Source organism: Phenylobacterium sp. 58.2.17, from assembly GCF_026411515.1.
In the GTDB taxonomy this organism is placed as follows: Bacteria; Pseudomonadota; Alphaproteobacteria; order Caulobacterales; family Caulobacteraceae; genus Phenylobacterium.
The window spans coordinates 78,952-90,425 of sequence record NZ_JAPMTQ010000010.1 but is presented as its reverse complement, the minus strand read 5'-3'; the positions used below and the strand labels follow the sequence as shown (position 1 = coordinate 90,425).

Below are 11,474 nucleotides of genomic sequence, written 5' to 3'. Positions count from 1 at the left end.
GGCCCAACCCGCGGGGGAAGGGAGTCTTTCCCCGATCGGGGTCGATTCGAGAACGGCCGGACGGCACAATCGGCAAGAACCTGGAGGCGCTTCGCGAATTCCTGACGAATGACCCAGACTCTCGACCTCTTCCCGATCGGCAACTGCGCGGCCAGCGGCCTCATCGACCGCGCCGGACGACTGGCCTGGGCCTGCGCGCCCCGCGTCGACGGCGACCCCATGTTCTGCGCCCTGCTCGGCGACGACCCCGACGCAAACCCCGACGCTCATGGGTTCTGGGACGTCCAGGTCGAGAACCAGGCGCACGTCGCCCAGAGCTATCTGCGCAACACCCCGGTGCTCTGCACCGAGATCACCGACGCCGACGGGGCGGTGGTCCAGATCATCGACTTCTGCCCCCGCTATCGGCAGTTCGGCAGGATTTATCGCCCCCTCGCCATTATCCGCCTGGTGCGCCCGCTGGTCGGCACGCCCAAGATCCGCATCCGCGCGCGGCCGATGGTCAACTGGGGCGAACGCCCGGCCGAGCGCACCACCGGCTCCAACCACATCCGCTTCGTCGGCGGCGAGACCACCCTGCGGCTGACCACCGACGCGCCGGTTTCGCACATCACCGCCGAGCGCCTGTTCCGACTGGAGCAGCCGGTGGCGATGTTTCTCGGCCCCGACGAGGGCTTCGACGCCGACCTCGCCGCCACCTGCGAGCGGATGCTGGGCGAGACCACCGCCTACTGGCGCGGCTGGGTGCGGAACCTGGCCGTGCCGCTGGAGTGGCAGGAGGCGGTGATCCGCGCGGCCATCACCCTCAAGCTCTGCGCCCACGAGGAGACCGGGGCCATCGTCGCGGCCCTCACCACCTCGATCCCCGAGCACGCCGAGAGCGGCCGCAACTGGGACTACCGCTATTGCTGGCTGCGCGACGCCTATTACGTGGTCCAGGCCCTGAACCGGCTGGGCGCGGCCGACATGCTGGAGAACTATCTCGGCTATCTGCGCAACCTGATCGACCGCACCCGCGGCGGCCACGTTCAGCCGCTCTACGGCGTCGGCATGGAGCCGGCCCTGACCGAACACTTCGCCGAGCACCTGCCCGGCTATCGCGGCATGGGGCCGGTGCGGATCGGCAACCAGGCCCACGAGCACCTGCAACACGACGTGTACGGACAAATCATCCTGTCGACCGTGCAGGCCTTCTTCGACGAGCGCCTGCTGCGCCCCGCGACCGTCGAGGACTTCCGGGCCCTGGAACGGGTCGGCGAGCGCGCCTTCGAGATGCACGACAAGCCGGACGCCAGCCTCTGGGAGTTCCGGGGCCGCGAGAGCATCCATACCTATTCGGCGGTGATGTGCTGGGCCGCCTGCGACCGGCTCGGCAACGCCGCCGCCAAGCTCGGCCTGACCGACCGCGCCGACTACTGGAACGCCCGCGCCGCCCAGGTCCGAACCGCGATCGAGACCCGCGCCTGGAACCCCAAGCTCGGCCGCTTCGCCGCCACCTTCGAGGGCGAGGAGCTCGACGCCAGCCTGCTGCAGCTGGTCGACGTGCGCTTCGTCAGCCCCGACGACCCACGCATGGCCGCGACCATCGCGGCGGTCGAAAAGGGCCTGCGCCGCGGCCCCTACATGCTGCGCTACGCCATCCCCGACGATTTCGGCGAGCCCAAGACCGCGTTCAATTTCTGCACGTTCTGGCTCATCGAGGCGCTGCACCTGTCGGGCCGCTCCGACGAGGCCCGACAGCTGTTCGAGGAGATGCTGGAACGCCGCACCGCCGCCGGCCTGCTGTCGGAGGATATCGCCTTCGACGGCGCCGAGCTTTGGGGCAACTACCCGCAGACCTACTCGCTCGTCGGGCTGATCAACTGTGCGACGATGTTGTCGCGGCCGTGGTCGTCGGTGCGCTAGCCGAATCGGCGGATGCTCGTGGGGTCACGCTGAAAGGCCGGCCCCATGTTCCACTCGACAGAGACCCTGCACCGCTTCGAGGCGCGCGCCGCCAGCGGCGCCACCCGCGAGATTCTTGGCGCGAGCTTCGAGGATGCGGCGCTGGAGTTCGTCGACCTCGTTCATGAGGGCGAGGTCGAGCTGACCGACTGCGAGAGCGGCGAACGCCGCCGCTTCCACATCGACCTCGACTAATCGTACCAGGCCCGGCCCGAGCGCTCGATCAGGGCGAAGGCGCCGGCCGGTCCCCAGCTGCCCGCGGCGTAGGGCTTGGGCGCCATCGAGGACTCGCGCCAGGCGTCGGCCACGCCGTCGATCCATTCCCAGGCGCGCTCGACCTCGTCGCGGCGGACGAACAGCGTGCTGTTGTTCTGGATGACGTCGAGGATCAGCCGCTCATAGGCGATGCGGCGGCGCGAATTGGGGCCCGAATAGGCCTTGGCCAGCGACAGCGACAGCGGCAGCGACTGCAGGCGCATGCCGCGCTCCGACAGCCCCGGGGCCTTGTTCATCAGCAGCAGCTCGATGTCCTCGTCGGGCTGCAGGTCGATGACCAGGCGGTTGGCGGCCAGGTCGGCCTTGGCCGCGCCTTCGAAGATCGAGTGCGGCACCGGCTTGAACTGGATGGCGATCTGGGTGCGCCGCTCGGGCAGCCGCTTGCCGGTGCGCAGGAAGAACGGCACGCCGGCCCAACGCCAATTGTCGATGTCGGCGCGCAAGGCGACGAAGGTCTCGGTCCCGGTCGGCTGGCCGCGCTCGGCCTCGTAGCCGGAGACCGCCGCGCCGGAGGTGACTCCCGGCGTGTACTGGCCGCGCACGCTGACGGTCTGGACGTCGGCGCGGGTCACCGGGCGCAGCGAACGCAGCACCTTGACCTTCTCGTTGCGGACGCTGTCCGGCTCCATGTCCGAGGGCGGCTCCATCGCCACCAGGCAGAGCAGCTGCAGCATATGGTTCTGCACCATGTCGCGCAGCGCGCCGTACTCGTCGTAATAGGGCCAGCGGTCGCCGACCCCCTCGGTCTCGGCCACGGTGATCTGCACGTGGTCGATGGTCAGGTTGTTCCACAGCGGCTCGAACAGGGTGTTGGCGAAGCGCAGCGCCAGCAGGTTCTGCACCGTCTCCTTGCCGAGGTAGTGGTCGATCCGGAAGATGCTCTCTTCGGGGAAGACCGCGGCCACCGCGCCGTTGATCACCTTCGAGCTCTCGAGGTCGCGGCCGATCGGCTTTTCCAGCACGATGCGGGTGCCGGGCCCGGCCATGCCGGCGTCGGCCAGGGCCGCGCAGACGCGGCCGTAGATGCTGGGCGACAGGGCCAGGTAGTAGATCGGGGTCTTGGCCCCGCCGAGCGCGGCCTTCAGTTCGGCCGCCCCGGCCGGGGTGGTGGCGTCGGCGCCGACATACTGCAGGCGCTCTTCGAACCGCGCCCAGATCTTCGGATCCAGCCCGCCGCCGCCGACCCGGGCCGACACCGCGTCCTTGATCTGGGCGACGAACGCCTCGCGGGTCATCTCCGCGCGGGCGGTGGCGATGATGCCGAAGCCCTCGGCCAGGAAACCGTCCGCATCCAGATTATAGAGCGACGGGAAGAGCATTTTCTGGGCGAGATCGCCTGTACCGCCGAAGAGCACGATCACGTCGGCGAGGGGCTGCTCGGCCATCTGATGTCACCTTTTCGCGAGAAAACGTCTTCGTGTGCGCATAGCGGCGTTCGCACGTGCGACGTCAAGCCCTTCTGACCAACCCATTTCCCACCAGCGGTGGATTTAGGCCCCGACCCCCACCGGATCGATCCGGCCGGTCGGACGTTTGTCGTTCGGCTGCGGGGCAAAGGTGCATATGAGTATCGACGAACTGAGCATCGGCCTGGAACGACCCCCGTCCCGGCTCGCCCTGGAGGGCGCGGCCCTGTTTCTGGACCTCGACGGAACGCTGGCCCCGATCGCCGAGCGGCCCGAGGACGTCGGGCCCGATCGGCGCCGCAACGACCTGCTGAGCCGGCTGGCGATCCGGCTGAACGGCCGGCTGGCCGTGGTCAGCGGCCGCTCGCTGGACGACATCGACCGTATCCTGGAGGGCCGCGTCGCCTGCGCCGCGGCGATCCACGGGCTGGTGCGCCGAGACGCGCGCGGAGTGGTCGGCGAAGCGCCGCCGCACCCGGGCCTGGCCTCCGCCCGCGCCACCCTCAAGGACTTCGCCGCCGGCGATCCGCGGCTGCTGGTCGAGGACAAGTCGCTGAGCCTGACCCTGCATTATCGGCTGGCGCCCGATCGCGCCCAGGACGCGCTCGACCTGGCCGAGCGGCTGGCGACGGTCACCGGCCTGACCCTGCAGCCGGGCGACATGGTGGTCGAGCTGCGCACCCCCGGCGCCAGCAAGGGCGACGCCATCCGCGCCTTCATGACCGAGGCCCCGTTCAAGGGCGCCCAGCCGATCTTCCTCGGCGACGACCTCACCGACGAGCACGGCTTCTTCGCCGTCCGCCAGATGGGCGGATACGGCGTGCTGATCGGGCCGCAGCGCCGCACCACCGCGATCTACCGCATGGACGGAGTCGAGGAGGCCCTGTCCTGGCTGGAGGGCGCGACGTGAGCCGCCTGATCGTCGTCTCCAACCGCGTCACCCCGCCGGCCGGCAAGGGCGAGGAGACGGTCGGCGGCCTGGCGATGGCCCTGGCTGCGGCGCTGCGCGAATATTCGGGCCTGTGGTTCGGCTGGAGCGGCAAGACCGCGCCCGAGTTCACCGGCCAGCTCAACCTCCAGCGCGTCGAGGGGGTGACCGTCGCCACCGTCGACCTCGAGGAGGCCGACCTCAACGAGTACTACAACGGCTACGCCAACAAGACCCTCTGGCCGCTGTTCCACTACCGCCAGGACCTGACCGCGTACGACCGCTCGTTCGACGAGGGTTACCAACGGGTCAACCGCCGCTTCGCCGAGACCCTCGCCCCATTGATCGAGGAAGACGACCTGATCTGGGTGCACGACTACCACCTGATCCCGCTGGCCCGCGAACTGCGCGAGCTGGGGATCAAGAACCGGATCGGCTTCTTCCTGCACATCCCCTGGCCGGCGCACCAGCTGCTGATCACCCTGCCGCGGCACCGCCAGCTGGTCGAGGCGCTGTTCGCCTACGACCTCGTCGGCTTCCAGACCCCGGAGTATCGGCAGGCGTTCGAGGAGTACGTGCTGAACGAGGCGCGCGGCGTCGCCGCCGGCGAGGACCAGCTGCGCGCCTTCGGCCGCACCCTGCGGACCGGGGCCTTCCCGATCGGAATCGACGCCCAGGACTTCGCCGAGCTGAGCCAGAGCGCCACCGCGCGGCGCACCCACGACGTCATGGCCGCCCACACCGCCTTCCGGAAGATGGTCATCGGCGTCGACCGGCTCGACTACTCCAAGGGGGTCGAGGAGCGGTTCCTCGGCTTTGAGCGGTTGCTGGCCGCGCATCCGGAGCTGCGCCGCGAAGTGCTGTTCCTGCAGATCGCCCCGATCAGTCGCGAGGGCGTGGAGGCCTATCGCGAAATCCGCGCCCGGCTGGACGCGCTGTCGGGCCGGATCAACGGCGAGTACGCGGACATCGACTGGAACCCGGTTCGCTACGTCAACCGCAACTATCGCCGCGACGAGCTGGCCGGGATCTATCGCGCCGCCAAGGTCGCGTTGGTGACGCCGCTGCGCGACGGCATGAACCTGGTGGCCAAGGAGTTCGTCGCCGCCCAGGATCCGGCCGACCCCGGCGTGCTGGTGCTCTCGCGCTTCGCCGGCGCCGCCAACCAGCTGAAGAGCGCCCTGATCGTCAATCCCAACAGCCCCGAGGAGATCGCCGAGGCCCTGTACCGGGCGCTGTCCATGGACCTGATGGAGCGAATTGAGCGCTGGCGCGCTCTCTTCGACAACGTCCAGCGCGAAGACGTCACCGCCTGGCGCGACGCGTTCGTGCGCGCGCTCGCCGCCACCCGAGAGGCCGACCGCGTGCGGACCGCCGAGGGACCCTTCTATGGCGAACAAGCTCGCCCGCTATCAGTCCATGCGGGACTTCAGTCGGACGGCCGAACCGAGCGGCCGGGCGAAGGTCAAACCGGCGGCGCACCTGCGCTACGTGATCCAGAAGCACGCCGCGACCCGGCTGCATTACGACTTCCGACTGGAACTGGACGGGGTCTTCAAGTCCTGGGCGGTGACCAAGGGCCCCTCCCTCGACCCCCACGAGCGTAGGCTGGCCGTCGAGGTCGAGGACCACCCGCTCGACTATGGCGATTTCGAGGGCACGATCCCCAAGGACCAGTACGGCGGCGGCAGCGTCATGCTGTGGGACCGCGGCTACTGGGCGCCAGAGCCGGGAACCGACCCGCACCAGGGCCTCGAGAAGGGTGACCTGAAGATCGTGCTGGAGGGCGATCGCCTGCACGGCGGGTTCGTCCTGGTCCGCATGAAGGCCGACCGCAACGGCGGCGACAAGACCAACTGGCTGCTGATCAAGCACCGCGACCAGTTCGCCCGCGAAGGCGACGACGACGCCTTGCTCAAGGACAACGATACGTCCGTGGCCTCCGGCCGCTCCATGGCCGAGATCGCCGCGGGCGCCGGCAAGGCGCCCAAGCCGTTCATCACCACCGCCAAGGGCAAGGCCGACGGTGTCTGGCAGTCCAAGCCGCGCGGCGCGCCGGCGTCCGCCCCCCCGCCCAAACCGGCCAAGCGCAAGACCGCGGCGATGCCGGACTTCATCGAACCGCAGCTCTGCCGCACGCAGGACCGGCCGCCGAACGGCTCGGGCTGGGCGCATGAAGTGAAGTTCGACGGCTACCGCATGCAGCTGCGCGTCGCGGGCGGCGCGGCCCGGCTGCGCACGCGCAAGGGATTGGACTGGACTGAGCGCTTTCAGGCCCTCGCCGACGCCGCCGCCGGCTTGCCCGACTGCCTCATCGACGGCGAGGCCGTGGCCTTGGACGGCGACGGGTCGCCCAGCTTCTCGGCCTTGCAGAGCGCGCTGAGCGACAGCCGCAGCGACCAGCTGGTCTATTTCGCGTTCGACCTGTTGTTCGAGGCCGGCGAGGACTTGCGCGACCTGCCGCTGAGCGAACGTAAGGCGAGGCTCAAGGCGCTGCTCGGGGGCGATCCGCGCATTCGCTATGTCGAGCACTTCGAGACCTCCGGCGAGGCGTTCTGGCGTTCAGCCGAGCGCCTGGGACTGGAGGGCGTCGTCTCCAAGCGGCTGGCAGCGCCCTATCGCTCCGGACGCGGCGAAACCTGGATCAAGGCCAAGCTAAGGCCCGGCGAAGAAGTGGTGATCGGCGGCTGGACGGGCGTGAAGGGCCGCCTGCGCTCGCTGCTGGTGGGCGTCTACCGCGATGGAGCGCTGACCTATGCCGGCCGGGTCGGCACGGGCCTCGGCAGCGACGTGGTCCAGGTTCTGCTGCCCCGCCTGGAAGCCCTGGCCACAGACAGCAGCCCGTTCGCCGGTCCGGGTGCGCCGCGCAGGGAAGGCGACATCAACTGGGCCCGCCCCGAACTGGTGGCCGAGATCGAGTTCGCCGGCTTTACCGACACCGGAAACGTGCGTCAGGGCGCCTTCAAGGGCTTGCGCGAGGACAAGCCCGCGGCCGAGGTGGCGGGCGAGGAGCAGGTCGCCGCCAGGACCGACAAACCAGCGCAGCTAAGGAAACGCATGGGCGATCCGACCGTGATGGGCGTGACCATCTCCAGTCCCGACAAGGCGCTATGGCCGAACTCGGCCGACAGCGACGCGCCGGTGACCAAGCTTGAGCTCGCACGCTACCTCGAGGCGGTCGGCCCGTGGATGATGCCGCACATCGAAGGCCGACCCTGTTCGATCATCCGCATTCCCGACGGGCTGGGCGGCGAGCAGTTTTTCCAGCGCCACGCCGGCAAGGGCGCCTCGCCGCTGCTCTCGCAGGTCGAGGTGTTCGGCGATCACGCCGCCTATCTGCAGGTCGACCGCGTCGAGGCCCTGGCCGCCCTGGCCCAGATGGGCGCGGCCGAGTACCACCCCTGGAACTGCCGCCCGCACGCGCCGGAGACCCCCGGTCGGCTGATCTTCGACCTCGATCCCGGCCCCGACGTCGACTTCGACGCCGTGGTCATGGCGGCCCGCGACGTGCGCGACCGGCTGGAGGACCTGGGGCTCATCGCTTTCTGCAAGACCACCGGCGGCAAGGGCCTGCACGTGGTGACGCCGCTGTCACCGCCGAGGGGCGAGCTGGACTGGCCGACGGCCAAGGCCTTCGCCAAGCAGCTCTGCGAGCAGATGGCGGCCGACGAGCCGAAGCTCTATGTGGCGAACATGGCCAAGAAGCTGCGCGAGGGGCGGATCTTCCTGGACTACCTGCGCAACGACCGGCTTTCGACGGCGGTCGCGCCGCTTTCCCCCCGCGCCCGCGACGGCGCCACGGTGTCGTTCCCGCTGACCTGGAGCCAGGTCCGCGCCGGCCTCGATCCGCGTCGCTATACGATCCGCACCGCGCCGGCGCTGCTGGCCAAGACCAACGCCTGGGCCGATTACGCCGACGGCGAACGGTCGCTGGAAACCGCAATCAAGCGTCTGGCCTGACACATTGGCCGCAGCTTCGCCGCGAAGATGAACCGCAGCCGAACAGCATGGTTCAGCTAAGGCTCAAGCTCGCTCCTTCATGATGGCTCTCAGTTCGATAGGAGAGAGCTTATGAGGAAGTTTCTGACCGCCGCCGTCGCCCTGTCGGTCCTGGCCAGCGCCGGCGTCGCCTCCGCTCAGCCGTACCGCGGCGACGATCGTCGCGACCACGCCGAGCGCCACTATGATCGCGATGTCCGCAAGGCCGAACGCAAGTACGACCGCGACGTGCGCAAGGCCGAGCGCAAGTACCGCGCCGCCGCCTATCGTCACCCGCCCGGCTACCAGTACCGACACTGGAACCGCGGCGACCGCCTGCCGCCGGCCTATCGCGCCGACCGCTACCGGATCAACAACTACCATTCCTACCGCCTGCCCCCGCCGCCGCGCGGCTACTACTACACCCGCGTCGACAACGACGTGGTGCTGACCGCCGCAGCGACCGGCGTCATCGCCTCGGTCATCGTGGGGATGTTCCAGTAGGCCTTCAGGACGCCCGCTTGCGGGCGGGCGTCTTGCGCGGCGCGGCTTTCTTGCCGCCGCCGCGGGGCTCGCTCTTGCGCCGTGGCCCGCCCTCCCCGAGGCTGCGGCGCAGGGCCTCCATCAGGTCGATGACCTCGGCCTCCTTCGGCTCCTCGACCTTCGAGACGACGCCGTGGTGGGCCTCCTTCTCGGCGATCAGCTTGCGTAGGGCGTCCTCGTAGCGGTCGTTGAACTCGCTGGGGTCGAACGGGCCCTCCAGCTGTTCGATGATCTTCTCGGCGATGGCGACCATCTTCGGGTCGGCCTTGACGTCAGGAATGCGGTCGAAGAACTCGGCCGGGTCCTTCACCTCCTTGTTGTTGCGCAGGCTGTAGGCGAGGATTCCCTGGTCGCGCGGCTCCAGCGCCATCAGCCGCTCGCGCTGGTGCATGACCACCCGGGCCAAGGCCAGCTTGCCGGCCCCCTCCATCGCCTCGCGGATCACCCCGAAGGCCTCGGCCGCCATGTCCCCGTCGGGGGCGAGGAAGTAGGGGTCGTTCCAGTAGAGCCGGTCGATCTCGGCCGCATCGACGAACCGTTCGATGTCGATGGTGCGGGTCGTCTCCAGCCGGACGTTCTTGATCTCATCATCGGTGACGACGACGTAGCGGCCCTTCTCGACCTCGTAGCCCTTGACGATGTCGGCCCGGTCGACCGGTCCGGTTTCAGGATCGGTCGGGATCATGCGGATGCGGTTGTGGGTCTCCTTATGCAGCATGTTGAAGGAGACGTCGGCGCTGCGCGAGGTCGCGGTGTAGAGCGCCACCGGGCAGCTCACCAGCGACAGGCGCAGATAGCCCTGCCAAGTCGGACGCGCGGCCATGTTCCAAGACTCCCCTGCGGCCAGAGTCCCAGAACGCCGAGCTTGGCGATTCAGTTCTCGGGCAAGGCCAGGCTGGGCAGGACGTCCAATTGCTGGGCGTCGAGCTGGCGCTTGCGAAAGCGGGTGCGGAGGCCGCTCTGCGCCCCGAACTCAACCAGCTCGTCGCCGGCGCGGTCATAGGCCGGCCAGGCGATATCGCAGGCCGGGGCGCCGGTCTTGGCGAGGGCGACCCAGCAGCCGTGCATCAACGTGGCCATGGCCCGGTCGTCGGCCGCCACCATGCTGAGCGGCGTGCGCCGGCCCCAGTATTCGAACACGTACTGGATCTCGGCGGCGTGAGCGGCGCTGGTCACGCCCATCGGCCGGAAGCGCGAGCCGACATAGCTGAAATGATAGAGCCAGGCCGACTTGCCGCCGGCCGCCTGGCCCGCCAGCCAGCGGGCCGGGCCGACCATGTAGCGGTCGCCGAAGGCGGCGCGGACCAGGGCCTCGTCGCCCTTGGCGGCTTCATCGGGATAGGCGGCTTTCACAGCCTCTGGGATCGAGGCCGCCATCGCCGCGGCGTTCGGCAAGCGGCGTCCCAGCAGCGAGTCCTCGCCGGAATTGGCCCCGATGATCAGCGGGACGTCGATCGCCTTGCCCGCGGCGAAGGCCTGGGCCGGGGTTTGCTTCAGCACCCGCCCGTCGACGAACGGGCCGTAGTCGGCGCCCGCGCCCTCGTCGGCCAGGATCTGAGCCGGCAGGGCGCGCAGCAGGGTCAGGTCGCTCGCGCCGAGCTTGGCGGCCAGGGCGGCGCCTTCGGCCTGCTCCTGCGCCAGGGTCCTGGGTGCGCTCCAGCCGCCGCCCGACTGCACCGCGGCCTTGTGGAACAGGCCCTTGGCGCCCGGCGCGGCGAGCAGGGCGAGCGTGCTGGCCCCGCCGGCGCTTTCGCCGAAGACCGTGACATTGCCCGGATCGCCCCCGAAGGCGGCGATGTTGCGCCGGACCCACTGCAGGGCTGCGACCTGGTCCATCAGGCCGTAGTTTCCGGCCTGGTCCTTGCCCAGCGCCGGATGGGCGAAGTAGCCCAGCGGACCGAGCCGGTAGTTGATCGCCACCAGCACCACCCCGTCGCGGGCGAAGTTCTGGCCGTCATAGATCCAGCCGGCCCCGGTCTTATGGCCGCCGCCATGCAGCCAGACCATGACCGGCGCCTTCTGGGCCTCCAGCGGCGCGAAGACGTTGAGCTGCAGGCAGTCCTCGCTGACCGGTCCGTTGGCGCTGCCCTCGTTGGGCGTGCCGTCGGGGTTCATCTTCTGCGGACACGAGGGGCCGTTGGCGGTCGCGTCCCGCTCGCCGCTCCAGGCGAGCGGCTTCCTCGGCGGCGCCCAGCGCAGCGCGCCGACCGGCGGGGCGGCATAGGGCACGTTGCGGAAGATCCTGGCCCGGTCGGTCTGGACGCCGGCCAGCACCCCGCTCTCGACCTTGACCTTTGGCCCGTCGGCGGCCTGGGCGGCCCCCGCCAGAACCAGACATCCAATGACGATCGCACCCCAACGCAGCATGGCGTTCCCCCTTGAGCGGCGGGGGAGGATTC

8 protein-coding genes and 1 pseudogene are annotated in these 11,474 nt (G+C 69.6%); 6 read left to right on the top strand and 3 right to left on the bottom strand.

The genetic code is table 11. From position 1 onward, the window contains the following. The first annotated feature begins 108 nt into the window (after positions 1–108). Together OUA97_RS09485 and OUA97_RS09480 are read left to right on the top strand one after the other, a co-directional pair. On the top strand, positions 109–1,905 hold the full coding sequence (locus tag OUA97_RS09485) for a glycoside hydrolase family 15 protein (RefSeq protein ID WP_267231650.1): 1,797 nt from the start codon (positions 109–111) through the stop codon (positions 1,903–1,905). A 45-nt stretch (positions 1,906–1,950) separates the two neighbouring features. Further along, on the top strand, positions 1,951–2,139 hold the full coding sequence (locus OUA97_RS09480) for a DUF5961 family protein (protein ID WP_267231649.1): 189 nt from the start codon (positions 1,951–1,953) through the stop codon (positions 2,137–2,139). Here the strand turns inward: OUA97_RS09480 and zwf are convergent. After that, positions 2,136–3,605 carry a glucose-6-phosphate dehydrogenase gene (gene zwf, locus OUA97_RS09475; protein ID WP_267231648.1) on the bottom strand — a complete coding sequence of 490 codons (1,470 nt, stop codon included), beginning with the start codon at positions 3,603–3,605 and terminating at the stop codon, positions 2,136–2,138. The two genes, OUA97_RS09480 and zwf, sit on opposite strands and share 4 nt — an antisense overlap. Before the next feature lie 178 nt (positions 3,606–3,783). Between zwf and otsB the strand changes: the two genes are divergently transcribed. From otsB to OUA97_RS09455, 4 genes and pseudogenes are all read left to right on the top strand, one after another. Then, complete coding sequence (gene otsB / locus OUA97_RS09470) at positions 3,784–4,536, top strand: trehalose-phosphatase (RefSeq protein ID WP_267231647.1); 753 nt, start codon at positions 3,784–3,786, stop codon at positions 4,534–4,536. Further along, positions 4,533–5,894: pseudogene (otsA, locus tag OUA97_RS09465) on the top strand (alpha,alpha-trehalose-phosphate synthase (UDP-forming)); the annotation flags it as partial. The gene otsB and the pseudogene otsA, both read left to right, overlap by 4 nt. Before the next feature lie 49 nt (positions 5,895–5,943). Continuing rightward, entirely contained in the window at positions 5,944–8,514 is a 2,571-nt protein-coding gene (gene ligD, locus OUA97_RS09460) for a DNA ligase D (protein WP_267231646.1), read from the top strand. Between the two features lie 111 nt (positions 8,515–8,625). After that, positions 8,626–9,036 (top strand): RcnB family protein, encoded by a 411-nt coding sequence (locus OUA97_RS09455; protein WP_267231645.1) that lies wholly within the window; start codon positions 8,626–8,628, stop codon positions 9,034–9,036. A gap of 4 nt (positions 9,037–9,040) precedes the next feature. Here OUA97_RS09455 and OUA97_RS09450 read toward each other — a convergent pair whose 3' ends face one another. Next, on the bottom strand, positions 9,041–9,898 hold the full coding sequence (locus tag OUA97_RS09450; protein ID WP_267231644.1) for a Ku protein: 858 nt from the start codon (positions 9,896–9,898) through the stop codon (positions 9,041–9,043). Between the two features lie 50 nt (positions 9,899–9,948). Then, positions 9,949–11,442 carry a carboxylesterase/lipase family protein gene (locus OUA97_RS09445; protein WP_267231643.1) on the bottom strand — a complete coding sequence of 498 codons (1,494 nt, stop codon included), beginning with the start codon at positions 11,440–11,442 and terminating at the stop codon, positions 9,949–9,951. Positions 11,443–11,474 lie beyond the last annotated feature (32 nt).

Excerpts from the sequence above, each read along its gene's own strand:
- OUA97_RS09485 (WP_267231650.1), top strand. The coding sequence starts at position 109 with ATGACCCAGACTCTCGACCTCTTCCCGATCGGCAACTGCGCGGCCAGC.
- OUA97_RS09480 (WP_267231649.1), top strand. The coding sequence starts at position 1,951 with ATGTTCCACTCGACAGAGACCCTGCACCGCTTCGAGGCGCGCGCCGCC.
- zwf (WP_267231648.1), bottom strand. The coding sequence starts at position 3,605 with ATGGCCGAGCAGCCCCTCGCCGACGTGATCGTGCTCTTCGGCGGTACA.
- otsB (WP_267231647.1), top strand. The coding sequence starts at position 3,784 with ATGAGTATCGACGAACTGAGCATCGGCCTGGAACGACCCCCGTCCCGG.
- ligD (WP_267231646.1), top strand. The coding sequence starts at position 5,944 with ATGGCGAACAAGCTCGCCCGCTATCAGTCCATGCGGGACTTCAGTCGG.
- OUA97_RS09455 (WP_267231645.1), top strand. The coding sequence starts at position 8,626 with ATGAGGAAGTTTCTGACCGCCGCCGTCGCCCTGTCGGTCCTGGCCAGC.
- OUA97_RS09450 (WP_267231644.1), bottom strand. The coding sequence starts at position 9,898 with ATGGCCGCGCGTCCGACTTGGCAGGGCTATCTGCGCCTGTCGCTGGTG.
- OUA97_RS09445 (WP_267231643.1), bottom strand. The coding sequence starts at position 11,442 with ATGCTGCGTTGGGGTGCGATCGTCATTGGATGTCTGGTTCTGGCGGGG.